Genomic DNA, 25,258 nt, shown 5'->3' on the forward strand with positions numbered 1-25,258 from the left:
CATGAACTGGACCCTCATCCTCCCCGAGCTGGCGCTGGCGCTGGTCGGGCTGGTCGCCATGGTCGCCGGCGTGCTGCCGAAGCGCGACACGACCTTCGGCGTCAGCATGGGCGTGCTCGGCGGGCTGCTGCTGGCCGGCGTGCTGGTGCTGGCGCAGCCGGAGGGCAATGCCTTCAACGGCCAGTATGTCGCCGATGCCTTCACCCGCTTCATGAAGCTGCTGGTGGTGGCGGGCGCGGCGCTGGGCGTGCTGCTGGCGATCGACTGGAACGAGAAGGAGGGGCTCGCCAAGTTCGAGTTCCCCCTGCTGCTGCTGTTCAGCACCATCGGCATGATGGTGATGATCTCGGCCAACGACCTGATCGCGCTCTATATGGGCATCGAGCTGCTGTCGCTGTCGCTCTACGTCATTGCCGCCTTCAACCGGGACAGCGAGCGCTCCTCGGAAGCCGGCCTCAAGTACTTCGTCCTCGGCGCGCTGGCCTCGGGCCTGCTGCTCTACGGGTCGAGCCTGATCTATGGCTTCTCCGGCACGACCAATTTCGACCGCATCGCGGATGCGATCTCCTCCTCGGAGGGCGCGCCCTTCGGGCTGGTGGTCGGGCTGGTCTTCGTGCTGGCGGCGCTGGCCTTCAAGGTCTCGGCGGTGCCGTTCCACATGTGGACGCCCGACGTCTATGAGGGCGCGCCGACGCCGGTGACCGCCTTCTTCGCCTCGGCGCCGAAGGTGGCCGCTATCGCGCTGCTGGTGCGCGTGGCCGCCGGTCCGTTCGGCGACCTGGTGGCGCAGTGGCAGCAGGTGATCGTGCTGTGCTCGCTCGGCTCGATGGTGCTGGGCGCGCTGGCGGCGATCGGCCAGAAGAACATCAAGCGGCTGATGGCCTATTCGTCGATCGGCCATGTCGGCTATGCGCTGATGGGCCTGGCGGTGGGCAGCGAGCTCGGCGTGCGCGGGTTGCTGCTGTACATGGCGATCTACCTGTTCACCAATGTCGGCGCCTTCGCGGTGCTGATCGCCATGCGCCGCAAGGGCCGGGCGCTGGAGGGGATCGACGACCTGGCGGGCCTGGGCAAGACCGACCCGGCGATGGCGCTGGCGATGACCTTGTTCATGCTGTCGATGGCGGGCATTCCGCCGCTGGCCGGGTTCTTCGGCAAGCTCTACGTCTTCCTGGCGGCGGTGCAGGGCGGGTTCTGGACGCTGGCGGTGGTTGGCGTGCTGAGCTCGGCGGTCTCGGCCTATTATTACCTGCGTGTCATCAAGGTGATGTTCTTCGATGCCGGCGAGGCGCTGGATCCGCGTCCGGCGAGCCTGTCGGTGGTGCTGGCCGGCACGGGTTTGTTCACCACTTTCTTCTTCCTGTTCCCCGCGCCGTTCCTGGCTGCGGCGCAGGCGGCGGTGGCGGCTCTGCTCGGCTGACTTTCTTTCTCGACAGAAAGAAGATGGGGGGTCCGGGGGGAATTCTTTCCCCCCGGCCTTTTTGTATCTGGGGTTCTGGGATGACGTGGCGCCTGAGTGTGCATGAGGAATTGCCGAGCACGCAGGACGTGGTGCTGGCGGGGGCGTCGGCTGGCGAAGCTGACGGCTTGGCCGTGCTGGCTTTGGCGCAGAGTGCCGGCCGCGGCACCCAGGGCCGCCCCTGGCGCTCCCCGCGGGGCAATCTTTTTCTTTCGTTGCTGATGCGCCCTTCTGGCCTCGCCCGGGAGCTGCCGCAGTGGTCGCTGCTGGCCGCCGTCGCCCTGGCCGATGCCGTGTCCGGCTATCTGCCTGACGCCGGGGTGTTGCGCCTGAAATGGCCGAACGACCTGCTGCTGGGCGGCGCCAAGGCGGCCGGCATCCTGACCCAGGCGGCGCCGGACGGGGCAGGGGGCATCGCCTGGCTGGCCTTCGGCATCGGCGTGAACCTGGCCGAGGCGCCGCCGCTGCCTGACCGCCCGACCGCCAGCCTGGCCGGGCAGGGGGTGGCCCCGCCGTCGCCCACCCGCTTTGCCTGGGCGCTGCTGGGGGCGCTGGACCACTGGCGGGGGGTGCAGGCGGCCGAAGGCTTCGCGCCGGTGCGCGCCGCCTGGATGGCGCGGGGCCCGGCGCAGGGGGCTGCGCTGACCGTGACGCAGGCCGGGCGGCTTCGGGCCGGGCATTATGCCGGCCTCGCCGAGGACGGGCGATTGCTGCTATGCAGCACCGAAGGGCTGGTTGCCGTATCTTCTGGCGAGATCAGCGGCTAGACCGGCGGTTTCCGCCCGGTGCCCTCCCTGCCAGGAACAGGCCGCATGCTGCTCGCCATCGATGCCGGCAACACCAATGTCGTCTTCGCCATCCATGATGGGGCGGAATGGCGTGGCCGTTGGCGGATCCGCACCGATGCGGAGCGGACCAGCGACGAATATGCCGTCTGGCTGCTGGCGCTGCTCGGCCATGTCGGGCTGCGGGCCGGGCAGATCGACCGCTGCGTGCTGGGGACGGTGGTGCCGGCGGCGCTGTACAACCTGCGCCGGCTGTGCCGCGAATGGTTCGGCTGCGAGCCGCTGGTGGCGCGGGCGCCGCTGGACTGGGGCTTCCCGATCCGCGTCGACCAGCCGGACGAGGTGGGCGCCGACCGGCTGCTGAATGCGCTGGCGGCGCATTACCACTATAGCGGGCCGCTGATCGTCATCGACTTCGGCACGGCCACCACCTTCGACGTGGTGGATGCCGATGGCGGCTATCGCGGCGGGGTCATCGCGCCGGGGATCACCCTGTCGATCGAGGCACTGCACAAGGCGGCGGCCCGGCTGCCGCGGATCGGCATCGGCCGTCCGCAATCCGTGATCGGCACCGCCACCGTTCCGGCGATGCAATCCGGTATCTTCTGGGGTTATGTGGGTCTGGTGGAAGGTATCGTTGCCCGAATCCGCGCCGAGCATGGGGGCGCGTTGAAGGTTATCGGCACCGGTGGGCTGGCCCCGCTGTTCGCCGAGGGCACGCCCGTGCTGCAGATCACCGACCCCGACATCACGCTGGAAGGGCTCCGCCTGTTGGCGGAACGCAATCCCGACCCCATTTTCCAGCGTACAAGTTTGCCTGACGCGCTCCGCCCGGAGGGTGATTGAGCATGCGAAGGCCATTCTATCTGCCCCAAGGGGCAATGACGACGCGCCTATCCCCTGTCAAACGGCTATCCATTGGCGAGTATCGATGCAATTCCATCAAGAAGACCTGGCCTTCATCCCGCTTGGCGGGACGGGGGAGATCGGACTCAACCTGAACGTCTACCGCTGCGACGGCCAGCTGCTGGCGGTCGATTGCGGGCTGGGCTTCGGCGGGTCCGAGCAGCCGGAAGCCGAGGTCATGGTGCCCGACCCGGCCTGGCTGGCCGATCGGAAGGACAAGCTGCTCGGCCTGGTGATCACCCATGCGCATGAGGACCATATCGGCGCCATCGCGCCGCTGTGGCCGCAGCTGCGCTGCCCGATCTATTGCAGCCCCTTCACCGCCTCCGTCCTGCGCCGGAAGCTGGGGGAGGCCGGGCTGCTGGGCCAGGTGAAGATCCACACCGTGCCGCTGAGCGGCAGCATCGAGCTCGGCCCCTTCGCGCTGCAGTTCATCCGCGTCACCCATTCGGTGCCGGAGCCGCAGTCGATCGCCATCCGCACCCGGCACGGCACGGTGCTGCATACCGGTGACTGGAAGCTGGACCCCGACCCGCTGGTCGGCGAGCCGGCCGATGAGGCCGCCTTCGCCGCCCTCGGGCGCGAGGGCGTGCTGGCCATGGTCTGCGACAGCACCAATGCGCTGGTCGAAGGCCATTCCGGCAGCGAGGGCGATGTCCGCCGCAGCATGACGGCGCTGATCCGCCAGCTGAAGGGGCGCATCGCCGTCACCTGCTTCGCCACCAACATCGCCCGGATCGAGAGCATCGCGCTCGCCGCCCATGCCGCCGGCCGCCAGGTGGCGCTGTTCGGGCGCAGCCTGCGCAACGCCGAGGCCTCGGCGCGCGAATGCGGCTACCTGCCCGCGGTGCCGCCCTTCATCCACGAGGATGACGCGGACGACGTGGCCGACGACAACCTGCTGATCATCTGCACCGGCAGCCAGGGCGAGCCGCGCTCGGCCATGGCCAAGATCGCCGCCGACACCCATCCGCGCATCTCGCTGGGCGAGGGCGACACGGTGATCTTCTCGTCGCGGATGATCCCGGGCAACGAGCGCGCCATCCTGCGCATGCAGGACGAGCTGGCGCGCGGCGGCTGCAAGGTGATGACGGCCGACGATCACATGGTGCACGTCTCCGGCCACCCTGCGCGTGACGAGCTGAAGAAGCTCTACAGCCTGGTCAAGCCGCGCTACGCCGTGCCGGTGCATGGCGAGTGGCGCCACCTGCAGGAGCATGCGGCGCTGGCCCGTGAGATGGGCTCGACGCCGGTGCTGGTCGAGGATGGCGACGTGCTGCGCCTGGCCTCCAGCGGCAGCAACGCCGCCCCCGACGTGGTCGAGGGCGTGCCGACCGGCCAGCTGGTGGTGGATGGCGACCGGCTGCTGCCGCTGGAAGGCGGGGTGCTGGGCGCCCGGCGGCGGATGCTGTTCAACGGCGTCGTCGTCGCTTCGCTGGCGGTGGACCGCCAGGGGCGCGTGCTGGGCAACCCGCAGGTCTCGGCCCCCGGCCTGTTCGAGATGGCGGATGCCGAGCCCGGCCAGATCGCCGACGAGCTGGCCCGGGTGGTGGGCGACCTGCCGCCGGCGCTGAAGCAGGAAGACGACCTGCTGCGCGACGCGGCCCGCACGGCGCTGCGCAAGGCGCTGGGCCGCCGCCTGCGGAAGCGGCCGAGCGTCGAGATCCATCTGCTGCGGGTCTGAGCACAGGAAATATCAGGGAAAGGCCAGGGAAAGGCCAGGGGAATGAATTCCCCTGGACCCCTTCTTTTTTCTTTCGGACTGCCGTGTCCACGTGGGGACAGTATGCGCCACGGCCCAACCACAGCGCGACCTTCAAGGTCGCGCTGTTTTTGTATGATGGCGTCCCGCCCTGATGCCCTGGTGTCGCTGGTGGCGAGGCACAGGTCCCGCCACGGCCAACAGATAGAAAAAAGATGGCGCAAACGTATACGTTTGCGCGGGGGAATTCATTCCCCCGACCTTACCTGGTCCCTGTCTCTTCATCCGCCAGCACAGCCCACCGCTCATGGTCCCGCCACAGCCCGCCGATTTGCAGGTATCGCGGCGACAGGCCTTCCAGCTCGAAGCCCAGGCGTTGCACCAGGGCGCGGGAGGCGGCGTTGCCCGGCTGGATATTCGCTTCCAGCCGGTGCAGGCCGAGCGGGCCGAAGGCATGGGCCATGGCCAGGCCAAGCGCCTCGGTCATCAGCCCCTGCCGGGCGAAGCGGGCCATGCCGTAATAGCCCAGGAAGGCCGACTGGAAGGCGCCGCCGACGATCTGGTTCAGGTTGATCACCCCGGCGATGCCGCCCGAGCGCGCCTCGAGGGCGACAAGGCCCAGGTTGGGCCCGGTCAATTGCCGCTGGAACCAGGCGTCGAAGCCGGTGCGGTCGGTGAAGGGCTCGACCCAGGGCGCGTGGTGGGCGCGGCTTTCGCGGTTGGCCGCGATCAGGGCCTCGGCGTCGCTGGCTTGGGCGGGGCGGAGCGTCAGGCGGGGCATGGCGGGGCGCAGTCTGCCGTCCCCCGCGCTGTCGGCATAGGGGGCGCGGGCAGCCATTCCTTGCCAGCCGCGGCCTTGCCCTCTATATCCCGCCGCGCCGGCCCGGGACGTCCCCTGGGCGGGCAAATCCGCACGCGGTGCGCCCTTCCGTCCCATCCGGGATGAGGGTCCGGTCCCCTTTCACCAGGGGGTAGCGCCGCGGAGGCTCAACCGGACGTGTTTTGAAGGAAGGACCGCCAGCATGGCGATGCCCGAAGTTTCCCTGCGTCAGCTGCTCGAGGCCGGTGTCCATTTCGGCCACCACACCCGCCGCTGGAACCCGCGGATGGCTCCCTACATCTTCGGGATCCGCAACCAGGTCCACATCCTCGACCTGCAGCAGACCGTGCCGATGATGGACCGCGCGCTGCGCGCCGTCCGTGACGTCGTCGCCGGCGGCGGCCGCGTGCTGTTCGTCGGCACCAAGAAGGCGGCGGCCGAGTATGTGGCGGAAGCCGCGACCCGCTGCGGCCAGTACTATGTGAACCACCGTTGGCTCGGCGGCATGCTGACCAACTGGAAGACCATCACGGGCTCCATCAAGCGCCTGAAGCAGATGGACGAGCAGCTCGGTGGCAGCACCTCGGGCCTCACCAAGAAAGAGGTCCTGATGCTGACGCGCGAGCGCGAGAAGCTCGACCGCGCGCTGGGTGGCATCCGCGAGATGGGCGGCCTGCCCGACATCATCGTCGTCATCGACGTGGTGAAGGAGAAGCTGGCGATCGAGGAGGCCAACAAGCTGGGCATTCCGGTCGTGGCCGTGGTCGATTCGAACGCCGATCCCGAGGGCGTGGCCTACCCGATCCCGGGCAATGACGACGCGATCCGCGCCATCAACCTGTATTGCGACCTGATCGCCGGCGCCGTGTTCGACGGCATCAGCGCCGAGCTGCAGGCCTCGGGCGTCGATCTCGGCGCTTCCGAGGAGCTGTCCGAGGAGCTGCCGGGCGAGGTGTCCGCGGAGCTGCCGTCGGACCTGTCGGCGGAACCGCCGGTGGTCGAGGGCGTTGAGGGCAATGCGGTCGCCGAGGCCGAGGCTGCCGTCGGCGGCGCCGACGCCCCCGTGGCCCCCCAGGCCTGAACGTCGGGTCGAGACAGGACAGGAGCTGATCCATGGTTGAGGTGACCGCTGCGATGGTCCGCGACCTGCGCGACAAGACCGGCGCAGGCATGATGGACGTCAAGAAGGCCCTGGTGGAGAACGGCGGCGACGCCGAGGCCGCCATCGACTGGCTGCGCAAGAAGGGTCTTGCCGCCGCCGCCAAGAAGTCCGGCCGCGTCGCTGCCGAAGGCCTGGTGGGCACCGCCACCGGCCCGCAGGTCGGCGCCCTGGTCGAGATCAATGCCGAGACCGACTTCGTCGCCCGCAACGAGCTGTTCCAGACCTTCGTCGCGGAAGTGGCGGGCCTGGTTCTCTCGGTCGGCGACGATGTCGAGACGCTGAAGGCGGCGACCTATCCGGGCACCACCCATTCGGTGCAGGACGAGCTGACCCGGCTGATCGCCACGATCGGCGAGAACATGACGATCCGCCGCGCCAAGCGGCTGGCCGTGCCCTCGGGCGTGGTCGCGACCTATGTCCACTCGGCGATCAAGCCGGGCCTGGGCAAGATCGGCGTCATCGCCGCCCTCGAGGCCGCGTCCGAGCTGGAGGCGCTGGAGACCCTGGGTCGCCAGATCGGCATGCATGTCGCCGCCGCCCGTCCGGACAGCCTCGACGTCTCCGCCGTCGACCCCTCCGCGCTGGAGCGGGAGAAGGCGGTGCTGACCGAGCAGGCCCGCGCCTCCGGCAAGCCCGACGCCATCATCGAGAAGATGGTCGAAGGCCGCGTCCGCAAGTACTACGAGGAAGTGGTGCTGCTGGAGCAGGTCTGGGTGCATGACGGCGAGAGCCGCGTGAAGGCCGTGGTCCAGAAGGCCGGCGCCAAGCTGACGGGCTTCGCCCGCTTCCAGCTGGGCGAGGGCATCGAGAAGCAGACCAGCGACTTCGCCGCCGAAGTCGCCGCCGCCGCCGGCACGGTCTGATCTGCGTCGCAGAATGGGGAAGGGGGTGCTGGCGCAGGCCGGCGCCCCCCTCTTTCTGCCCGCCGCCTGACGGGCTGACGCCCGGGGGCTTTCCGCGTCGCGGAAGCCCAGGCCGGGAAGGCGCCGCCGCCGCCGCCGATGCTGCGGCGCAAACGGTGCCGCCCGCGGTTTTCTGATGCGGCCCGGCCGGCCCGACGCCGCGACCGCGCTTGCCGCCCCTTCGGCCCGTGCCTATCGTGCCGCGCCCCTATCGTCGCCAACTGCCGCCGGAGCCCGCATCATGACCGCCCCGATCTACAAGCGCGTGCTGCTGAAGCTGTCCGGCGAGGCGCTGATGGGCAATCGCGACTACGGGCTGGACAATGCCACGGTCCGCGCCATCGCCGAGGACATCAAGAGCGTCGTGGCCCTCGGTGTCGAGGTCTGCGTGGTGGTGGGCGGCGGCAATATCTTCCGCGGCGTCGCCGGCGCTTCCTCCGGCATGGACCGCGCCCAGGCCGACAGCATGGGCATGCTGGCGACCGTGATGAACGCGCTGGCGATGCAGAGCGCGCTGGAGCGCCTCGACGTGCCGACGCGGGTGCAGTCGGCGATCCCGATGAGCAGCGTCTGCGAGCCCTTCATCCGCCGCCGTGCCGAGCGGCACATGGAGAAGGGCCGGGTCGTGGTCTTCGCCGCCGGCTCCGGCAACCCCTTCTTCACGACGGACACCGCGGCAGCGCTCCGCGCCGCCGAGATGCGCTGCGACGCCCTGTTCAAGGGCACGCAGGTGGACGGCGTCTATTCCGCCGACCCGCGCAAGAACCCGAATGCCGAGCGCTACGTGACGCTGACCTATCTCGACATGCTGGCGCGCGACCTGGCGGTGATGGACGCCGCCGCGATCAGCCTGGCGCGCGAGAACAAGCTGCCGATCATCGTCTTCAACATCCACGAGCCGGGCGCCTTCACCGCCGTGATGCAGGGCGAGGGCCGCTTCACCACCGTCGTCGACCTCTGATCCTCGAGAACTGAGCCTAGCGAGAAGGAAAGCCGCGCCATGGCCGCACCTGCCGATCTGACCACGCTCAAGCAGGACATCACCCGCCGCATGGAGTCGGGGCTGGATGTGCTGAAGAAGGAATTCGTCGGGCTGCGCACCGGCCGCGCGTCGCCCGCGCTGCTGGAGCCGATCCGCGTCGAGGTCTATGGCTCGAACCAGCCGCTGAACCAGGTCGCCAATATCTCGGTGGGCGGGCCCAGCATGCTGCAGGTGCAGGTCTGGGACCGCCAGGCCGCCAAGGCTGTCGAGATCGCCATCCGCGACTCCGGCCTCGGCCTGAACCCGCAGACCGAGGGCCAGACCATCCGCGTGCCGCTGCCGCCGCTGACCCAGGACCGCCGCAACGAGCTGGCCAAGCAGGCCGCCCGCTATGCCGAGGCCGCCAAGGTCGCCGCCCGCGGCGTGCGCCGCGACGGCATGGAGCAGATCAAGGCCTGGGAAAAGAAGTCCGAGATCGGCAAGGATGACGCGGCGAAATGGTCCGACGAGGTGCAGAAGCTGACCGACCAGACGATCAAGAAGGTCGATGAGCTGCTGGCCGAGAAGGAAAAGGACATCAAGGCGGTCTGACCGGAAGCATGAGCGCGGCGCCCTTCAACCAGCCTGCAGCCGGCGCCGCCCTCGCGGCTTCCTCGGCCGCCGGGATCGCATCGCCCAACCCGGCGGGTATCGCCGGGGACCCGGTGCATATTGGCCTGATCATGGACGGCAACCGCCGCTGGGCGCGCGGCCGTTCCCTGCCGCGCGCGCTCGGCCACAAGGCGGGGGTCGAGGCGGTGCGCCGCACCGTCCAGGCCTGCGCCGATGCCGGCATCGGCTGGCTCACTCTCTTCGCCTTCTCCTCGGAGAACTGGCAGCGCTCGGCCGACGAGGTGCGCGACCTGACCGGGCTGCTGCGCCTCTATCTGCGGCACGAGGTCAGCACCCTGGCCAAGAACGGCGTGCGGCTGCGGGTCATCGGCGAGCGCGAGCGCTTCGGCCGCGAGACCATGGCCGCCATCGCCGAGGCCGAGGCGGCCACCGCCCACAACACCCGGCTGAACCTGACCGTGGCACTCTCCTATGGCGCGCGGGCCGAGATCGCCGCCGCCACCCGGGCGCTGGCGGCCGAGGTCGCGGCCGGCCGGCTGGACGCGGCCGCCATCGACGAGGCGGCGATCACCGCGCGGCTGTCGACGGCGGGCATGCCGGACCCGGACCTGATCATCCGCACCTCCGGCGAGCAGCGGCTGTCGAACTTCCTGCTGTGGCAGGCCGCCTATGCCGAGTTTGTCTTCCTCGATGTGCTGTGGCCCGACTTCGAAGCGGCGCATCTGGACCAGGCGCTGGTCGAATATCGTCGCCGGGCGCGGCGCTTCGGCGTCGGCGCGGGCTGAGCCATGGCCCTGCCGCCCCCCGTCATGCCCGAGCCGCCGGCGGGTTCCGCCGCGGCCGAGCCCGCGCGCCGCTGGCGTGACCTGCGCAAGCGCGCGATCTCGGCCGCCGTGCTCGGGCCGGGGGCGCTTCTCTGCATCTGGCTGGGCGCCGCGGCCTGGACCGCGCTGATGACGCTGGCCATCGCGCTGCTGACCTGGGAATGGGTGCGGATGTGCGGGCTGCGCAGCCGCGCCTGGCCGGGGGTCACGGTGCCGGTGGTGGTGGGCCTGGCCTGCGCCGCCGCCGTGCTGGGCCAGCCCATCCCGGGGCTGGTGATCCTCTTCGCCGGCTTCGTCGCCACCTGGGTCGCAGCGCCCCGGCTGCGCCGCCGCGGCGGCACGCCGCCGCCGGCCAGCTGGCTGGCGCTGGGCGTGCTCTATATCGGCCTGGCCGGCATCGCGCTGATCGAGCTGCGGCACGACAACGAGGCGGGCCGCGGCAATGTCTTCTTCCTGATCTTCGTTGTCTGGGCCTCCGATATCGGCGCCTATATCGTCGGCCGGCTGGTCGGCGGGCCGAAGCTGGCGCCCTCGATCTCGCCGGGCAAGACCCGCTCCGGCGCGGTGGGCGGGCTGCTGAGCTCGATGCTGGTGGGCTGGCTGGCGGCCGACTGGCTGGTGCCGGGCAATCCGGCGGTGCTGAAGGTGCTGGCGGTGGCAGCCCTGCTGGGCATCGCCACCCAGCTTGGCGACCTGCTGGAAAGCGCGGTGAAGCGGCATTTCGGCGTCAAGGATTCCTCCATGCTGATCCCTGGCCATGGCGGCGTGCTCGACCGGCTGGACGGGCTGCTGGCCGCGGCCCCGGTCGCCGCCCTGCTGGCCTTCGCCGTCGGCTATGGCGTGCCGCTGTGGCGGTGAGTTCCCCGCGCCGGGTCACCATCCTGGGCAGCACAGGATCGGTCGGCCGCAGCACCGTGGCGCTGCTCGATGCCGCCGCACCTGGTGAATTCAGCGTCGTCGCCCTGGTCGCCGGCCAGGATGCCGCGGGCCTGGCCGAGCAGGCGCGGCGCCTGCGCCCCGCGATCGCGGTGGTCGGCGCCGAGAGCGCCCTGCCCGAGCTGCGCGCGCTGCTGGCCGGCAGCGGCATCGCCTGCGCCGGCGGGCGCGCCGCGGTGCTGGAGGCCTCTGCCATGCCGGCCGACTGGACCATGGCCGCCATCGTCGGCGCGGCCGGGCTGCAGCCGGTGCTGGCGGCGCTGGCCCGCGGCGGCACCCTGGCCCTGGCCAACAAGGAAGCGCTGGTCTGCGCCGGCGAGCTCGTCCTGGCCGCCGCCAGGGCAGGGGGCGCGACCCTGCTGCCGGTGGATTCCGAGCACAACGCCATCTTCCAGGCCTTCGACGCGCAGGCGCCGGGCTCGGTCGAGAAGATCATCCTGACCGCTTCCGGCGGCCCGTTCCGCGAGGCGAGCCTGGAGGCCATGGCGCGGGCCACGCCGGAGCAGGCGGTGCGCCACCCGGTCTGGTCGATGGGCGCCAAGATCTCCGTCGACAGCGCCACCATGATGAACAAGGGGCTGGAGCTGATCGAGGCCGCGCGCCTCTTCCCCATCCCCGAGCCGCGCATCGAGGTGCTGGTGCATCCGCAATCGGCCGTCCACGGGCTGGTGCAGTATCGCGACGGCTCGCTGCTGGCCCAGCTCGGCACGCCGGACATGCGCACGCCGATCGCCCATGCCCTGGCCTGGCCGCGCCGCATGGCGGTCGACCTGCCGCGGCTGGACCTGGCGGCGCTGGCGCGGCTGGATTTCTTCGCCCCCGACACCACCCGCTTCCCGGCGCTGCGCCTGGCGCGCGAGGCCTTGCGGGCGGGGGGTGGCGCCCCCACCATCCTGAACGCGGCCAATGAGGCGGCGGTCGGCCTGTTTCTCGCGCGGCGCCTGGGCTTCCTCGACATCGCGGTGGTGGTCGAGGAAAGCATGGCCGCCCTCGGCGCGCCGGCCACCGGCAGCCTGGAGGATGTCCTGGCCCTGGATGCGGCGGCGCGGCAGGATGCCGCGGCCCGCGCCGCGAAGCGCGCTGCTTGACGACCCGCGCTGCCAAGCGCGCCGGCTGACGAGTTGACTGATCGGGCGGCCCGACCCGCCGCTTGCCCAAGCCCCGCCGGTCCGATGGCCGCGGGCAGGAGACGCGACCTTGGACTCCCTGCTGCACTTCGTGAATGATTCGCTCCGCTCGGCCCTGGCCTTCGTGGTGGTGCTCGGCGTGCTGGTCTTCATCCATGAGATGGGCCACTACCTGGCCGCGCGCTGGCGCGGCGTGCATGTCGAGGTCTTCTCCATCGGCTTCGGCCGCGCCATTCGCAGCTGGACCGACAAGCGCGGCTGCGAATGGCGGCTCTCCTGGCTGCCGCTCGGCGGCTATGTGAAGCTGCATGGCCATGAAGGGCCGGAGGATGCCTCCCCCGAGCAGCAGGCCACCTGGCGCCCGGGCGAGACCTTCCACGCCAAGCCGGTGCGCGACCGCGCCATCGTCATCGCCGCCGGCCCCGCCGCCAACTTCCTGCTGGCCATCGTGCTGTTCGGGCTGCTCTACGCGACGGTCGGGCAGCCGGTGCCGACCACCGATGTGGGGCAGGTCAATATCGGCTCCGCCGCCGACCGCGCCGGCCTGCGCGCCGGCGACCGCATCCTCAGCCTGGACGGCCAGCCGGTCGAGCGCTTCGACCAGGTGCAGGCGCATATCCAGCCGCGCGGCGGCCAGCCGGTGCAGATCCGCCTGCGCCGCGACGGGCAGGAGAGCAGCATCACCGCGACGCCCGAGGCGCGCGAGGTGAATGGCGCGACCGTCGGCCTGCTCGGCATTTCCGGCGGCGCGCCGGAATTCCGCCGCATGGACCCGGTCTCCGGCCTGGTCGCCGGCGTGGTGCAGACCTGGGACGTCACCGCGCAGACCGTGGTGGCGCTGGGCCAGATGATCACCGGCAAGCGCGGGCTGGACGAGCTCGGCGGGCCGCTGCGCATCGCCCAGATCTCCGGCCAGGTGGCGCAGCTCGGCATCGCCAGCATGGTGTCCTTCGTGGCCGTGCTGTCGATCAACCTCGGGCTGATGAACCTGTTCCCGATCCCGATGCTGGATGGCGGCCACCTGGTCTTCCACGCGGTCGAGGCGATCCGCGGCAAGCCGGCCAAGCCGCGCACCGTCGAATACAGCTTCCGCGCCGGCTTCGCCCTGCTGATGGCGATCTTCGTCTTCGCCACCTTCAACGACCTCGGCGCCTCGGCGCTGGGGCGCTGGGTCTCGGGGCTGATCGGCTAGCGTGTGATCGCCTGAGACGGCTTCGTCGACAGGCGTGAATCACCCGCTCAGGCAAGAGGCCAGGCCATGATCGGCGCGGCTTCGCGCCGATCATGGCCTGGCCGCCGACTCGGTGGCGGCTTCGGCCGCCGCCACCACCCCGACCGCCCCGCGGGGCCTGCGGGCAAAGGGCCGCCTGCCTTAACCCTTCGTGCAAAGACCGTCCGCCAGCCGACGTTAACCCTGCTCTTTTCAAGGGGGTGGCGGGCGCGCTTTTTACCGGCTAGTCTCCGGCCGCCCGGGACGCTCCGTTTCCGGCGGACCATCGATTTGGCCTCCATCAACCGGCCCCGGATCCGACCTTTGCACGCTACCCGCGCCATCCTGCTCGCCGCCACCTGCCTCGTGCCCGTCCTGCTGCCGCCCGACGCGGCGGCGCAGACGCGCAACCCGCCGCGGCGCGGGGCCCCCGCCGCCACGGCGCCCGCGACCGGGATGGTCCGGGCGATCGATGTGCAGGGCAACCAGCGCATCGAGGCGGACACCATCCGCTCCTACATGCTGCTGCAGCCGGGCGATGCCTTCGACACCGACCGGCAGGACCGCAGCCTGCGCACCCTGTTCGCCACCGGCCTGTTCCGCGACGTGCAGGTCACGCGCCAGGGCGACCGGCTGGTGGTCAAGGTGCAGGAGAACCCGATCGTCAACCGGGTCGCCTTCGAGGGCAACAGCAAGCTGTCCGACGACACGCTGCGGCCGGAGCTGACGCTGCGCCCGCGCGCCGTCTTCACGCCGGCGACGGCGCAGGCCGACCGGCAGAAGCTGCTGGAGCTCTATGCCCGCCGCGGCCGCTTCGCCGCCCGCGTCGAGCCGAAGGTCATCGAGCTCGACCAGAACCGCGTCGACCTGGTCTTCGAGATCACCGAGGGCGATGCCGCGCTGGTCAGCCGCATCAACTTCGTCGGCAACGAGGCCTTCTCGGACAGCCGGCTGAAGGAGATCGTCTCCACGCGCGAGGCCGCCTGGTACCGCCCCTTCAGCTCCTCCGACACCTATGAGCCGGAGCGGCTGAACTTCGACCGCGAGCTGCTGCGCCGCTACTATCAGCGCCAGGGCTATGCCGATGTCGAGGTCACCGGCTCCACCGCCGAGCTGTCGCCCGACCGCAGCGGCTTCTTCGTCACCTACACGGTGAAGGAAGGCGCGCGCTACCGGCTGGGCAAGGTCGAGATCACCTCCGGCCTGCGCAACGTCACCGCCGAGCGGCTGCAGCGCGTCATGACCATCCAGCCGGGCGACGTCTATGACGGCGACGCCATCGAGCGGATGGAGCAGACGCTGATCGACGAGGGCAACCTCGCCGGCGCGCCCTTCGTCGATGTCGAGCCGAAGATCACGCGCAACCGCGACACCAACACCATCGACCTGGTCTTCGCGGCGACCGAGGGCACCCGGGTCTATGTCGATCGCATCGACATCACCGGCAACACCCGCACCCAGGACCGCGTCATCCGCCGCGAGATGCGGCTGGCCGAGGGCGACGCCTTCAACGCCGCGGCCGTGCGCCGCTCGCGCCAGCGCATTCGCGACCTCGGCTATTTCAACGACGTGCAGATCAACCAGGTGCCGGGCCCGACGCCGGACCGCACGACGCTGAACACCAATGTCTCCGAGCGCGCCACCGGCGAGATCTCGATCGGCGGCGGCTATTCGACCGATGCCGGCGCGCTCGCCGATCTCGGCCTGCGCGAGCGCAACATCCTCGGCACCGGCATCGACGCGCGCGCCAACACCACGATCGCGCAGCGCCGCAGCCAGGTCGACCTGTCGGTCACCGACCCGTCCTTCCTCGACCGCAACCTGTCGGTCGGCGCCGACGCCTTCTACGTGGTCCGCGACCTGACCGACTATTCGGGCTACGAGGAGCGCCGCGTCGGCTTCAGCCTGCGCGCCGGCTACGAGTTCAACGAGCGGCTGCGGCAGAGCTGGGCCTATACCCTGTCCCGCCGCAACGTCTTCAACGTGAACCAGGACGCCTCGCGCTACATCCGCGAGCAGCAGGGCGTCACGGTGCTGTCGCAGATCGGCCAGACGCTGACCTACGACACCCGCGATTCGCGCCTCGACCCGCATGAAGGCTATGTGCTGCGCCTGGGCACCGACGTCGCGGGCCTCGGCGGCGATGTCTCCTATATCCGCACCCGCCTCGACGGCAGCTATTTCGTGCCCTTCGAGCGGCTGTTGGGCGATCCGGACTACGTGCTGGCGCTCTCGGCCGGCGTCGCCCACATGTTCAACTACGGCGGCAAGCAGGAGCGCATCATCGATCGCTTCTTCCTCGGCGGCGAGAACCTGCGCGGCTTCGCGGTGGCCGGCGTCGGCCCGCGCGACACCTCGACGGACGACGCGCTGGGCGGCCGCACCATGTGGACGCAGAGCACCGAGATGCGCTTCCCGCTGCCGGTGCCCTCCGAGCTCGGCCTGCTCGGCCGCGCCTTCGTCGATGTCGGCTCGCTCAGCGGCGGCACCTCGGGGCCCAATATCGCCGATGACTCCGCGCCCCGCGTCGGCGCCGGCGTCGGCATCTCCTGGCGCAGCCCCTTCGGCCTGATCAACGTCGATCTGGCGCAGGCCGTGGTGAAGAAGTCCTACGACGAGACGCAGGTCTTCCGCTTCGGCTTCGGCACGCGCTTCTGAGCCTATCCTACGGAGTTTCGAGCATGGCGCGTCGCGCACCTGCTGCGCTTGCAGCGATCCTGATGTCGTCCACCCTGTTGGCGGGCGGCCAGGCGCTGGCGCAGCAGCAACAGCAGTGGTTCGTTCCCAACCAGCAGCAGCAGTCGGCCCCGCCGCAGCAGCGGCCCGCCCAGGCGCCGCGCCAGCAGCAGCCGGCGCAGCGGCCGGTGCAGGCCAATCCGTCGCCGCTGCCGCCCGGCGAGCCGCCGCCGGCGGCCGTCATCGGCATCGTCGACGTGCCCGAGGTGCAGCGCAACTCGACCGCCTTCAACGCGGTGCGGGAAGAGATCGAGAAGCGCCGGCAGAAGCTGAACGATGACCTGCAGCGCGAGCAGGGCCGCTGGCGCGAGGAGCAGCAGCAGCTGGCCAACCAGCGCGCCACCCTCTCGCCCGAGGAGCTGCGCACCAAGGAGCGTGACCTGCAGGAGCGGGTGACCGACGCGCAGCGCATCTTCCGCGACCGCAGCCGCAACATCGAGCAGGCGGCGCAGCAGAGCCTGCAGGAGATCGAGCGGGCGCTGGCCCTGGTGATCCGCCAGGTCTCGGCCAGCCGCAAGGTCAACCTGGTGCTGCCGCGCCCGGTGGTCATCTTCAACGAGCCGGCCTTCGACCTGACCGAAGAGGTCTCGACCCAGCTCAACAAGGTGCTGAAGGCCGTGGCCGTGGCGCCCGAGGAAGCGACGCCTGCGGCCGCCCCCGCGGCGGCGCGTCCGGCCGGTGGCGCCCAGGGCCAGGGTCAGGCGCCGCGGCGGAACTGACCGCCATGGCGGATCCGCGCTTCCACCTGTCCTCGGGCCCGCAGCCGCTGGCGGCGATCGCCGCCGCCGCCGGCGCGCGCATCGAGGAGGGGGTGGCGGCGCGGTCCTTCCGCGGCGTGGCCCCGCTGGCCGAGGCCGGCCCGGAAGACATCGCCTTCCTCGACGGCCGCAAGCATCTGGACGCGCTGCGCGCCAGCGCCGCCGGCGCCGTGCTGCTGACAGCGGAGTTGGCAGCCTCCGTGCCGCCGGGTTGCGCGGCGCTGGTGGTGGCCTCGCCGCAGCTGGCCTTCGCCCGCGTCGCGGCGCTGTTCCATCCCGGCCCCGCGCTGCGCCCCGGCATCCACCCGACCGCCAGCATCGGCGCCGATGTCGTGCTGGGCGAGGGCTGCGAGATCGGGCCCCATGCCGTGATCGGCGACGGCGCCGAGCTCGGCGCCCGCTGCCTGGTCGGGCCGCATGCGCTGGTCGGGCCCGGCGTGGTCTTCGGCGACGATGCCCGCATCCATGCCCATGCCAGCGTCATCTGCTGCCTGGCCGGGCACCGCGTCACCCTCCATCACGGCGCCCGCATCGGCCAGGAAGGCTTCGGCTTCGCGCCGACGCCGGAGGGGCGCTTCGTCACCATTCCGCAACTCGGCCGGGTCATCCTGGGCGACGAGGTGGAGGTGGGGGCCAATTCCTGCGTCGATCGCGGCGCGCTGGGCGACACCGTGCTCGGCCCGGGCACGCGGCTCGACAACCTCGTGCAGATCGGCCACAACGTGGTCACCGGGCGGGGCTGCGTGATCGTGGCCCAGGTGGGGATCTCCGGCTCCACCCGGCTTGGCGATTACGTGACCATCGCCGGGCAGGCCGGGCTGACCGGGCATCTGAGCATCGGCAGCAAGGCGCGCATCGGCGCCCAGGCCGGCGTGCAGGGCGATGTGGCCCCGGGCCAGGACGTCACGGGTTCCCCTGCCATGCCGGTGAAGGACGCGCTGCGCGCCGCGCTGTATCTGCGCAAGCTCGGCGCCCGCAAGCCGGCGGCCGCCAAGCCACCCGGCGAGGACTGAGGCTGCAGGCGCGGACCCGGCCAGGGCCCGGCGCCTGGAGAGAACTGCGGAACAGAGCGCGGCGCCGACCGGGCGCCCAGGACAGACGGACTGACGGCATGGACCAGCAAGAGCAGCCTTCCACCGAGGCGGCGCCCAAGCAGATTCTGGAAAGCATCGACATCGCCCGCATCATGCGCGCGATCCCGCACCGCTATCCGATGCTGCTGGTCGACCGCATGGTCGACATCGTGCTGGGCGAGAGCGCCATCGGCATCAAGAACGTCACCGTCAACGAGAACTTCTTCCAGGGCCATTTCCCGGCGCATCCGGTGATGCCGGGCGTGCTGATCATCGAGGCGATGGCGCAGACCGCGGCCGTGCTGGTGGTCGAGACCCTGGGCCCCAGCGCGCATGGCAAGATCGTCTATTTCATGAGCATCGAGAACGCCAAGTTCCGCCGTCCGGTGGTGCCGGGCGACCAGCTCAAGATTCACATCAACAAGGACCGTCAGCGCGGCAATGTCTGGAAGTTCAACGCGGTGGCCCGGGTCGACGGGGTCGCGGTGGCCGAGGCCAGCTACGCCGCGATGATCATGGACCGCTGAGCGGATGCTCGAACGCGTGACCGAGACAGAACAGCCCGAAGCCACCCGCCAGATCGATCCCGGCGCCCAGATCCACCCGACCGCCATCGTGGCGCCGGGCGCCAGCATCGGCGCGGGCTGCCGCATCGGCCCCTATTGCATGATCGGCCCCGACGTCGTGCTGGGGCGCGACGTGGTGCTGGTCAGCCATGTGGTGATCGACGGCCATGCCAGCATCGGCGACGCCGTGCAGGTCAGCCCCTTCGCCACCATCGGCATGGCGCCGCAGGACCTGAAGTACAAAGGCGAGCCGACCCGCGTGGTCGTCGGCCCCCGCACCCAGATCCGCGAGCATGCCACCATCCACCGCGGCAGCGTCGGCGGCCATGGCGTGACCACGGTCGGGCCTGACTGCCTGATCATGTGCACCGCCCATGTCGGGCATGACTGCACCCTCGATCACCATGTGATCCTGGCCAACAACGTCATGCTCGGCGGCCATGTCCATGTCGGCGACACCGTCTTCGTCGGCGGCGGCGCCGCCATCCACCAGTTCGTCCGCATCGGGCGCCAGGTGGTGGTGGGCGGCATGTCCGGCGTGGAAGCCGATATCATCCCCTTCGGCGCCGTCATGGGCAACCGCGCCCGGCTGACCGGGCTGAACCTGATCGGGCTGAAGCGCCGCGGCTTCCCGCGGCCGCAGATCAACATCCTGCGCGCCGCCTTCCGCAGCCTGTTCCGCCATGCCGGCCAGCTGCAGGACCGCATCCAGGTGGTCGAGGCCGATCACGGCCAGGACCCGGTGGTGCAGGAAATCCTGACCTTCATGCGTGCCGACAGCCATCGCGGCCTGTGCCGCGCCCGCCGCGTCGCGGTCGAGGATGACGACGCGACCGAGTCCTGACGCCATGACGGAGCTCGCCGGCGCGCCGCTCGGCATGATCGTCGGCGGCGGGCTGATGCCGCAGCGCGCGGCCGCCGCCGCCGCCGCCGCCGGGCGCCGCCCGCATGTCGTGGTGCTGGAAGGCTTCGGCAATCCGGCCGACTATGCCGCCTATCCGCAGATCACCTGCCGGCTGGGCGCCGGCGGGCGGATGCTGGAATGGCTGCGCGCCGCCGGCTGCCGCGAGCTGGTGCTGGCCGGCCAGGTCCGGCGCCCGAGCTTCCTGGCATTACGCCCCGATGCGGGGGCCGCGAAGCTCTTGCCGCGCATCGGCATGAAGGCTTTCGGCGGCGACGACTCTCTCCTGACCGCGGTGATCCGCGTGCTCCGGGAAGAGGGCTTCGAGCCGCTGCCGGCCCAGGCGCTGCTGGCCGAGCTGCTGCAGCCCAGCGCCGGCCAGCTCGGCCGCCATGCCCCCGACAGCCAGGCCGTGCGCGACATCGCCCGCGGCATCGCCGTGGTCCGCGCGCTGGGCGCCGTCGATGTCGGCCAGGGGGCGGTGGTGCAGCAGGGGCTGGTCCTCGCCGTCGAGGCGATCGAGGGCACCGACGCCATGCTGTCGCGCTGCGGCCCGCTGCACCGCGAGGGGCCGGGCGGCGTGCTGGTGAAGATCCTGAAGCCCGGCCAGGACCGCCGCGTCGACCTGCCGACCATCGGCCCGGCGACCGTCGCGGGGGCCGCCGCCGCCGGGCTGCGCGGCCTGGCCATCGAGGCCAATGGCACCATCATCGTCGACCGCGCCGAGACCATCGCCGCCGCCGATGCGGCGGGGCTGTTCCTGCTGGCCATCGACGTGCAGGCTCCGGCCTGGAACGAACCCCTCTAAGGAGCCCCCCCATGAGCAGCTTCCTGCACACCATGCTGCGCGTCGGCGACCTCGAGCGCAGCGTCAGCTTCTACACCGGCCTGCTCGGCATGAAGGAGCTGCGCCGCAACGACGTGCCCGACGGCAAGTACACGCTGGTCTTCGTCGGCTACGCCCCCGAGAGCACCGGCGCCGGCGTGATCGAGCTGACCTACAACTACGGCGTCGAGAAGTATGAGCTCGGCACCGCCTTCGGCCATCTGGCGATCGGCGTGCCCGATATCTACGCCACCTGCGACGCGCTGCGCGCCGCCGGGGCGAAGATCACCCGCGAGCCGGGGCCGGTGAAGTTCGGCACCACGGTCATCGCCTTCGTCGAGGACCCGGACGGCTACAAGATCGAGCTGATCGAGCGGAAATCGGCCGAGGCCGGCACCAAGGGCTAAGTCGCGACCAGCGACGCGGCGAAGGCGCGGCCCCCCGGGGCCGCGCCTTTTTCGTTCAGTCCTCGGCCTGCGGCGGGCGGGCCAGCGATTCCTCGATCAGCACCCGCGCCGTGTGGCACAGCAGCCCGTCCGGCGCGCGCAGCGATTCCAGCACGCCCTCCACCTCCAGCCCGGGCAGCGGCAGCAGCGGGCCGCCGCCGCCATCCATCGCCCGATGCGCGTGGAAGCCGCGGCTCTGCCGCTGCAGCTCGGCCGCATCCGCCTCGCCATAGGCCAGGGCGAAAGGCTTGCGCACCACCGGCAGGCGCTGCGGCGACAGCACCTCGGTCTCCAGCGGGTTCAGCGCCAGCCGCTCCTCGAGCCCCGCCAGGTCGTAGCGGCCGCAGAGGCCGAGGCCGGCGGTGACCCGCGGATGGTCCAGCAGCATCGCCGCCAGATGGGCGCCGGACCCCCAGCCGCAGAGCAGCACGGGGCCCGCCACGCCATGCAGCGGCGCCTGCGCCGCCAGCCAGTCCAGCGCGCGGTGCATCTGGCGGACGATGCGGGTCAGGCTGGCCTCGGGGGCGGCGCTGTGGCCGGGCAGGGCGGCCGCCCAGCCGTGGGCCAGCAGCCCCTGCGCCACGGCGCCGGCCTGCAGCCGGCTGCCCTGCCAGTCGTCGCCCGGCAGCAGCACCAGCACCGGCGCATCCGGCCGCAGCGCCGGGTACAGGTCCCAGCGGCATTCGGCGGTGGCCGTGTAGGGCAGGTCCAGCTTGCCCGGCCGCGCGGCGCGGAGTGCGGCGGAATCGGCCTGGCGCTGCGCCGCCAGCTCGGCCGGCGGCGGCAGCGCGCTGGCGGGGCGGACGGCGCTGCGCTGGCCGCGTGGCGGCAGCGGCGGCACCGCGATCATCGGCGGCCGCATCCCGGGGCGACGCGAAGAATCGCATCCCCCCCGGGATAATGCCGCCAGGCACCCCTGTGCTGGCGCAGCCGACGGCGCTGGCGCAGGCAAGGGCGCGGATGCGGCATGGCGAAGGACTCCCCTGGATGACAGCTGGGGCATTGCAACCTTCGTGCCGCGGGCCGGCTGTGGCCGATCGCCCACGCCCGGCGGCAAAAATCGCGGCTTTACCGGGCAATCTGGCAGGGCATTGCACGGGCCGGCCTTCGCCTTGCCGTCCAGCGCCTGTATAGATGAAGAATTCCTGGCAATCCGGGAGGCCTTCGGTGGCAGAATGCCCAACCGACAGGCGCCCTGCCGGCCGGATGCCCAATAACCCGACCCGAGGTCGGCCTCTCGTTTCACGCCGACCGAAACCCCGTTCCAGCAAACGAAGACCCAGCCAGGACCGTCACCAGACCCGATGTCAGCGCCCGCCCTCAATCCCCGCCTTGAGCCATTCCGGCTGCGGGGCGCGAATTTCAACCTGCTGGTGCTCCGGCTGCTGGACCCGCGCGCGGCGGTGATCGTGCCCGCGATCGCCGACCAGTTCCGCCGCGCCCCCGGCTTCCTCCGCTTCGCGCCGCTGGTGATCGGGCTGGACGACCTGAACGTCGCGCCGCACGAGGTCGACTTCGTCACCCTGGTCAACGAGCTGCGCGCCATCGAGATCATGCCGATCGGCACGGTGGGCGGCTCGCCCGAGCTGCGCGCCGCGGCCCAGGGCGCCGGGCTGCCGCCGGTGCGCGCCGCCGGGGGCAAGGACGAGGCGGTGGAGATGGCGCCGCCCGCCCCCCAGCCCGCCGCCGCGGCCGCCGAGCCGCCGCTGGCCCCGGGCTCGACCCGGCCGACCATGGTGATCGACCATGCGGTGCGCGCCGGGCAGCGGATCTGGGCGCAGGGCGCCGACCTGATCATCAACGGCACGGTCAATCCCGGGGCCGAGGTGATTGCGGATGGCAACCTGCACGTCTATGGCGCCTTGCGGGGCCGCGCCATCGCCGGCGGCGCCGACAACATGGAGGCGCGCGTCTTCGCGCTGAACTTCGATCCGGAGCTGGTCTCGATCGCGGGCTATTACGCGGTGCGGGAAGGGCTGTCGGATGCCCCGATCGGCAAGCCCGTGCAGGTGCGGCTGATCGGCGAGAACATGCGATTCGACCGGTTGGGCTGAGCCCCAACGACGACTGGCTCAGTTTGTTCCGGAACAGAAGGAGAGATTCATGGCGCAAGTGATCGTGGTGACGTCCGGCAAGGGAGGGGTCGGCAAGACCACAAGCTCCGCCGCCTTCGCCACCGGTCTCGCCCAGAGCGGCAAGAAGACGGCGGTCATCGACTTCGACGTGGGCCTGCGCAACCTCGACCTGATCATGGGCGTCGAGCGCCGTGTCGTCTTCGACATCGTCAACGTGATCAATGGCGAGGCGAAGCTCAACCAGGCGCTGATCCGCGACAAGCGGGTCGACACGCTGTCGATCCTGCCGGCCAGCCAGACGCGGGACAAGGACGCGCTGACCAAGGAAGGCGTCGCCCAGATCATCGAGGAGCTGAGCCAGGACTTCGACTACATCCTGTGCGACAGCCCGGCCGGCATCGAGAAGGGCGCGCTGCTGGCGCTGTACTTCGCCGACCAGGCGATCGTGGTGACCAACCCCGAGGTCTCCTCGGTGCGCGATTCCGACCGCATCCTCGGCGTGCTGCAGTCCAAGTCGCGCCGCGCCGAGGAGAAGAAGGACCCGGTGAAGGAGCATCTCCTTGTCACCCGCTACGACGCCAACCGCGTCGAGCGCGGCGAGATGCTGAAGCTCGAGGATATCCGCGAGATCCTGGCCATCCCGCTGCTGGGCGTCATCCCGGAGAGCGAGAGCGTGCTGAAGGCCTCGAACACCGGCAATCCGGTGATCATGGATGAGGCGTCCAGCGCGGGGACGGCGTATAAGGATGCGGTGGCCCGCTTCCTGGGCGAGGATCGGCCGCATCGCTTCATCGATCCGGAGAAGAAGGGCTTCCTGTCCCGGCTCTTCGGTGGGAGGGCAGCATGAGCTGGCTGGACGTCTTCCGCGGCAACCGCAAGCCCCCGGCCTCCACGGCGGGGGCGGCGAAGGAACGGCTGCAGATCGTGCTGGCGCATGAGCGCATCAACCGCAGCGGCGACGACTTCCTGCCGCGGCTGCAGCGCGAGCTGATCCAGGTGGTCGCGCGCTATGTCTCGATCGATCCGAAGGCGGTGAATGTCTCCCTCGACCGCGGGGGCGACATGAGCACGCTGGCGATCGAGGTGGAGCTGCCGGCCCCCGCCGCGCCGCCGCCCGGCCGCGACGCCGGCGCCGCAGGACGACCGGCCGTCTGACCAGACGGCCGGCCTTTTTCCGACCCGACACGGCGGTCCCCCCGCCGCAGCCCGTTCCCGCCTGCACGGCCCCCCGGCCGGCGCAAGCCTCGCCGCCGGCCCTGTCTCAGCGGGCGCGGCGCACCAGGTAGAGGGTCGCCGCCAGCATGGCGAGCGTGCCCAGCAGCAGCCCCCAGCCCGGCTGCTCGGCATAGACGGCCCAGCCGATCATGGCGCTGGCCGGGATCTGCGCATATTCGACGGGCGCCAGCAGCCCGACTTCCGCCCGCCGCGCCGCGGCCGAGGCGCAGAGGTCGGAGACCAGCGCGAACATCGTCCCCCCCACCAGCATCAGCAGCGCGAAAAGGCTGGGCATCTGCCAGACGAAGGCGGAGACCGGGCCCCAGAACAGCACCGACAGCGCGGCGTACCAGGCGATGACGCGGGCCGGCGGCTCGGTGGTGGACAGCTTCTTGAAGCAGATCAGCACCAGCCCGCTGCACAGCCCCGCGGCCATGGCGGCCGGCGTCCCCAGCGACAGGTCGCTGCCGGGCTGGGCGATGATCAGCACGCCGATGAAGCCGATGCCGGCGGCCAGCGCGCGGTCGCGGCGCACCCGCTCATGCAGCAGCAGGGCGGCCAGCGGCAGCACCCAGAGGGGACGCGCGGACATCATCGCCACCGCATCGGCCAGCGGCAGCCACAGGATGGCCAGCAGCTGCAGCAGGAAGGTGGCGATGCCGGCGCCGCCGCGCGCCAGGTGCAGCAGCGGCCGGCGGGTGGCCAGCGCCGCCACCGGGCCGCTGCGCAGGATCCAGGGCGCCAGCACGGCCAGGGTGATGGCGCCGCGGGCGAAGGGCACCAGCGGCACCGGCAGCCCGTCGCGAAGCGCTGCGCGGTAGCAGGCGTTCACGCCGGCGCCGCTCAGCGCCGCCAGCAGCATCAGCCCCATGCCCACCAGGGCGGCGGAGGGCGGGCGACGGGGTCGCATGGCGGCAGACGGTCAGCGGCGGCCGGCGAGCTCGGTCTCGAGGGCCTTGATCTTGGCGGTCAGCGACTCGCGCAGGCTGGCGGCGGCATGCGGCTTCAGGGCGGCCAGGGCTTCCTTGAGCTCGCGGAGCTGGCGCTTCTTTTCCTCGGGCGAGCGGGAGATGGGGCGGTTGCCGGAGATCTGGCCGTCGAAAGCGCGCATGTCAGGGGTTCCTCGGGGTCAAAGACTGTTCCGCCGCCCGGGCGCGAGGTCCGTGCGAAGGCAGGCGGCGGCAGGGCGAAGGGGTTTTAGGGTGCGGCGGGGTCGCGGCGGCGGGGCATGGCGT

26 protein-coding genes are annotated in these 25,258 nt (G+C 71.1%); 22 read left to right on the forward strand and 4 right to left on the reverse strand.

Translation table 11 applies throughout. From position 1 onward, the window contains the following. Position 1: 1 nt before the first annotated feature. The 4 genes from nuoN to GVN67_RS05250 all read left to right on the forward strand — a co-directional run bounded on the left by nuoN (position 2) and on the right by GVN67_RS05250 (position 4,834). Positions 2-1,420: an NADH-quinone oxidoreductase subunit NuoN gene (gene nuoN / locus GVN67_RS05235; RefSeq protein ID WP_159993516.1), complete on the forward strand. Its 1,419-nt coding sequence runs from the start codon at positions 2-4 to the stop codon at positions 1,418-1,420. Between the two features lie 80 nt (positions 1,421-1,500). Then, positions 1,501-2,226, forward strand: coding sequence for a biotin--[acetyl-CoA-carboxylase] ligase (locus GVN67_RS05240; RefSeq protein WP_159993518.1), 726 nt, complete (start codon positions 1,501-1,503; stop codon positions 2,224-2,226). 45 nt (positions 2,227-2,271) lie between these two features. Then, positions 2,272-3,090, forward strand: a complete 819-nt coding sequence (locus GVN67_RS05245) for a type III pantothenate kinase (protein ID WP_159993520.1) — start codon at positions 2,272-2,274, stop codon at positions 3,088-3,090. Between the two features lie 85 nt (positions 3,091-3,175). Beyond that, positions 3,176-4,834 carry a ribonuclease J gene (locus GVN67_RS05250; RefSeq protein WP_159993522.1) on the forward strand — a complete coding sequence of 553 codons (1,659 nt, stop codon included), beginning with the start codon at positions 3,176-3,178 and terminating at the stop codon, positions 4,832-4,834. A gap of 280 nt (positions 4,835-5,114) precedes the next feature. On the opposite strand, the gene GVN67_RS05255 is transcribed toward GVN67_RS05250, so the two are convergent. Beyond that, a complete protein-coding gene (locus GVN67_RS05255; RefSeq protein WP_159993524.1) occupies positions 5,115-5,633 on the reverse strand; it encodes a GNAT family N-acetyltransferase in 519 nt (172 codons plus the stop codon). A 241-nt stretch (positions 5,634-5,874) separates the two neighbouring features. On the opposite strand from GVN67_RS05255, the gene rpsB reads away from it, so the two are divergent. From rpsB to gloA, 15 genes are all read left to right on the forward strand, one after another. After that, positions 5,875-6,753 carry a 30S ribosomal protein S2 gene (gene rpsB / locus GVN67_RS05260; protein ID WP_159993526.1) on the forward strand — a complete coding sequence of 293 codons (879 nt, stop codon included), beginning with the start codon at positions 5,875-5,877 and terminating at the stop codon, positions 6,751-6,753. 32 nt (positions 6,754-6,785) lie between these two features. Further along, the gene (tsf, locus tag GVN67_RS05265; RefSeq protein WP_159993528.1) at positions 6,786-7,697 is read left to right on the forward strand and encodes a translation elongation factor Ts; all 912 of its coding nucleotides are present in this window, start codon (positions 6,786-6,788) and stop codon (positions 7,695-7,697) included. Between the two features lie 280 nt (positions 7,698-7,977). Beyond that, positions 7,978-8,697: a UMP kinase gene (gene pyrH, locus GVN67_RS05270; protein WP_159993530.1), complete on the forward strand. Its 720-nt coding sequence runs from the start codon at positions 7,978-7,980 to the stop codon at positions 8,695-8,697. Positions 8,698-8,736: 39 nt separating this feature from the next. After that, positions 8,737-9,309: a ribosome recycling factor gene (gene frr / locus GVN67_RS05275; protein ID WP_159993532.1), complete on the forward strand. Its 573-nt coding sequence runs from the start codon at positions 8,737-8,739 to the stop codon at positions 9,307-9,309. 8 nt (positions 9,310-9,317) lie between these two features. Then, entirely contained in the window at positions 9,318-10,115 is a 798-nt protein-coding gene (gene uppS, locus GVN67_RS05280) for a polyprenyl diphosphate synthase (protein WP_159993534.1), read from the forward strand. 3 nt (positions 10,116-10,118) lie between these two features. Beyond that, positions 10,119-11,012: a phosphatidate cytidylyltransferase gene (locus GVN67_RS29920; protein ID WP_235034959.1), complete on the forward strand. Its 894-nt coding sequence runs from the start codon at positions 10,119-10,121 to the stop codon at positions 11,010-11,012. Then, positions 11,003-12,178 (forward strand): 1-deoxy-D-xylulose-5-phosphate reductoisomerase, encoded by a 1,176-nt coding sequence (dxr, locus tag GVN67_RS29925; protein ID WP_235034960.1) that lies wholly within the window; start codon positions 11,003-11,005, stop codon positions 12,176-12,178. The genes GVN67_RS29920 and dxr overlap by 10 nt, the downstream gene beginning before the upstream one ends. Positions 12,179-12,308: 130 nt before the next feature. Next, complete coding sequence (gene rseP, locus GVN67_RS05290) at positions 12,309-13,409, forward strand: RIP metalloprotease RseP (protein ID WP_159993598.1); 1,101 nt, start codon at positions 12,309-12,311, stop codon at positions 13,407-13,409. A gap of 342 nt (positions 13,410-13,751) precedes the next feature. Further along, complete coding sequence (gene bamA, locus GVN67_RS05295; protein ID WP_159993538.1) at positions 13,752-16,085, forward strand: outer membrane protein assembly factor BamA; 2,334 nt, start codon at positions 13,752-13,754, stop codon at positions 16,083-16,085. A 62-nt stretch (positions 16,086-16,147) separates the two neighbouring features. Continuing rightward, on the forward strand, positions 16,148-16,882 hold the full coding sequence (locus tag GVN67_RS05300) for an OmpH family outer membrane protein (RefSeq protein WP_235034961.1): 735 nt from the start codon (positions 16,148-16,150) through the stop codon (positions 16,880-16,882). A 5-nt stretch (positions 16,883-16,887) separates the two neighbouring features. Then, positions 16,888-17,934, forward strand: coding sequence for a UDP-3-O-(3-hydroxymyristoyl)glucosamine N-acyltransferase (lpxD, locus tag GVN67_RS05305; RefSeq protein ID WP_159993542.1), 1,047 nt, complete (start codon positions 16,888-16,890; stop codon positions 17,932-17,934). A 98-nt stretch (positions 17,935-18,032) separates the two neighbouring features. Further along, on the forward strand, positions 18,033-18,521 hold the full coding sequence (gene fabZ / locus GVN67_RS05310) for a 3-hydroxyacyl-ACP dehydratase FabZ (protein ID WP_159993544.1): 489 nt from the start codon (positions 18,033-18,035) through the stop codon (positions 18,519-18,521). Between the two features lie 4 nt (positions 18,522-18,525). Then, positions 18,526-19,404 carry an acyl-ACP--UDP-N-acetylglucosamine O-acyltransferase gene (lpxA, locus tag GVN67_RS05315; protein ID WP_159993546.1) on the forward strand — a complete coding sequence of 293 codons (879 nt, stop codon included), beginning with the start codon at positions 18,526-18,528 and terminating at the stop codon, positions 19,402-19,404. 4 nt (positions 19,405-19,408) lie between these two features. Then, entirely contained in the window at positions 19,409-20,269 is an 861-nt protein-coding gene (locus tag GVN67_RS05320; protein ID WP_159993548.1) for an LpxI family protein, read from the forward strand. An 11-nt stretch (positions 20,270-20,280) separates the two neighbouring features. Then, a complete protein-coding gene (gene gloA, locus GVN67_RS05325) occupies positions 20,281-20,694 on the forward strand; it encodes a lactoylglutathione lyase (protein WP_159993550.1) in 414 nt (137 codons plus the stop codon). A gap of 55 nt (positions 20,695-20,749) precedes the next feature. Here the strand turns inward: gloA and GVN67_RS05330 are convergent, their stop codons facing one another. Next, positions 20,750-21,583 (reverse strand): alpha/beta hydrolase, encoded by an 834-nt coding sequence (locus GVN67_RS05330; RefSeq protein WP_159993552.1) that lies wholly within the window; start codon positions 21,581-21,583, stop codon positions 20,750-20,752. 454 nt (positions 21,584-22,037) lie between these two features. Between GVN67_RS05330 and minC the strand changes: the two genes are divergently transcribed. Genes minC through minE form a run of 3 tightly spaced genes read left to right on the forward strand, consistent with a single transcriptional unit; the run spans position 22,038 to position 23,963 of the window. Beyond that, positions 22,038-22,787: a septum site-determining protein MinC gene (gene minC, locus GVN67_RS05335; RefSeq protein ID WP_159993554.1), complete on the forward strand. Its 750-nt coding sequence runs from the start codon at positions 22,038-22,040 to the stop codon at positions 22,785-22,787. A 49-nt stretch (positions 22,788-22,836) separates the two neighbouring features. Further along, positions 22,837-23,655 (forward strand): septum site-determining protein MinD, encoded by an 819-nt coding sequence (gene minD, locus GVN67_RS05340; RefSeq protein WP_159993556.1) that lies wholly within the window; start codon positions 22,837-22,839, stop codon positions 23,653-23,655. Beyond that, entirely contained in the window at positions 23,652-23,963 is a 312-nt protein-coding gene (minE, locus tag GVN67_RS05345) for a cell division topological specificity factor MinE (RefSeq protein WP_159993558.1), read from the forward strand. The genes minD and minE overlap by 4 nt, the downstream gene beginning before the upstream one ends. Positions 23,964-24,069: 106 nt before the next feature. Here the strand turns inward: minE and GVN67_RS05350 are convergent, their stop codons facing one another. Together GVN67_RS05350 and GVN67_RS05355 are read right to left on the reverse strand one after the other, a co-directional pair. After that, positions 24,070-24,933 (reverse strand): DMT family transporter, encoded by an 864-nt coding sequence (locus GVN67_RS05350; RefSeq protein ID WP_159993560.1) that lies wholly within the window; start codon positions 24,931-24,933, stop codon positions 24,070-24,072. 12 nt (positions 24,934-24,945) lie between these two features. Then, entirely contained in the window at positions 24,946-25,134 is a 189-nt protein-coding gene (locus GVN67_RS05355) for a hypothetical protein (RefSeq protein WP_159993562.1), read from the reverse strand. Positions 25,135-25,258: the final 124 nt, after the last annotated feature.

Source organism: Roseomonas sp. 18066, assembly GCF_902706185.1.
Taxonomy (GTDB): Bacteria; Pseudomonadota; Alphaproteobacteria; order Acetobacterales; family Acetobacteraceae; genus Pseudoroseomonas.

Excerpts from the sequence above, each read along its gene's own strand:
- nuoN (WP_159993516.1), top strand. The coding sequence starts at position 2 with ATGAACTGGACCCTCATCCTCCCCGAGCTGGCGCTGGCGCTGGTCGGG.
- GVN67_RS05240 (WP_159993518.1), top strand. The coding sequence starts at position 1,501 with ATGACGTGGCGCCTGAGTGTGCATGAGGAATTGCCGAGCACGCAGGAC.
- GVN67_RS05245 (WP_159993520.1), top strand. The coding sequence starts at position 2,272 with ATGCTGCTCGCCATCGATGCCGGCAACACCAATGTCGTCTTCGCCATC.
- GVN67_RS05250 (WP_159993522.1), top strand. The coding sequence starts at position 3,176 with ATGCAATTCCATCAAGAAGACCTGGCCTTCATCCCGCTTGGCGGGACG.
- GVN67_RS05255 (WP_159993524.1), bottom strand. The coding sequence starts at position 5,633 with ATGCCCCGCCTGACGCTCCGCCCCGCCCAAGCCAGCGACGCCGAGGCC.
- rpsB (WP_159993526.1), top strand. The coding sequence starts at position 5,875 with ATGGCGATGCCCGAAGTTTCCCTGCGTCAGCTGCTCGAGGCCGGTGTC.
- tsf (WP_159993528.1), top strand. The coding sequence starts at position 6,786 with ATGGTTGAGGTGACCGCTGCGATGGTCCGCGACCTGCGCGACAAGACC.
- pyrH (WP_159993530.1), top strand. The coding sequence starts at position 7,978 with ATGACCGCCCCGATCTACAAGCGCGTGCTGCTGAAGCTGTCCGGCGAG.
- frr (WP_159993532.1), top strand. The coding sequence starts at position 8,737 with ATGGCCGCACCTGCCGATCTGACCACGCTCAAGCAGGACATCACCCGC.
- uppS (WP_159993534.1), top strand. The coding sequence starts at position 9,318 with ATGAGCGCGGCGCCCTTCAACCAGCCTGCAGCCGGCGCCGCCCTCGCG.
- GVN67_RS29920 (WP_235034959.1), top strand. The coding sequence starts at position 10,119 with ATGGCCCTGCCGCCCCCCGTCATGCCCGAGCCGCCGGCGGGTTCCGCC.
- GVN67_RS05300 (WP_235034961.1), top strand. The coding sequence starts at position 16,148 with ATGTCGTCCACCCTGTTGGCGGGCGGCCAGGCGCTGGCGCAGCAGCAA.
- lpxD (WP_159993542.1), top strand. The coding sequence starts at position 16,888 with ATGGCGGATCCGCGCTTCCACCTGTCCTCGGGCCCGCAGCCGCTGGCG.
- fabZ (WP_159993544.1), top strand. The coding sequence starts at position 18,033 with ATGGACCAGCAAGAGCAGCCTTCCACCGAGGCGGCGCCCAAGCAGATT.
- lpxA (WP_159993546.1), top strand. The coding sequence starts at position 18,526 with ATGCTCGAACGCGTGACCGAGACAGAACAGCCCGAAGCCACCCGCCAG.
- GVN67_RS05320 (WP_159993548.1), top strand. The coding sequence starts at position 19,409 with ATGACGGAGCTCGCCGGCGCGCCGCTCGGCATGATCGTCGGCGGCGGG.
- gloA (WP_159993550.1), top strand. The coding sequence starts at position 20,281 with ATGAGCAGCTTCCTGCACACCATGCTGCGCGTCGGCGACCTCGAGCGC.
- GVN67_RS05330 (WP_159993552.1), bottom strand. The coding sequence starts at position 21,583 with ATGATCGCGGTGCCGCCGCTGCCGCCACGCGGCCAGCGCAGCGCCGTC.
- minC (WP_159993554.1), top strand. The coding sequence starts at position 22,038 with ATGTCAGCGCCCGCCCTCAATCCCCGCCTTGAGCCATTCCGGCTGCGG.
- minD (WP_159993556.1), top strand. The coding sequence starts at position 22,837 with ATGGCGCAAGTGATCGTGGTGACGTCCGGCAAGGGAGGGGTCGGCAAG.
- minE (WP_159993558.1), top strand. The coding sequence starts at position 23,652 with ATGAGCTGGCTGGACGTCTTCCGCGGCAACCGCAAGCCCCCGGCCTCC.
- GVN67_RS05350 (WP_159993560.1), bottom strand. The coding sequence starts at position 24,933 with ATGCGACCCCGTCGCCCGCCCTCCGCCGCCCTGGTGGGCATGGGGCTG.
- GVN67_RS05355 (WP_159993562.1), bottom strand. The coding sequence starts at position 25,134 with ATGCGCGCTTTCGACGGCCAGATCTCCGGCAACCGCCCCATCTCCCGC.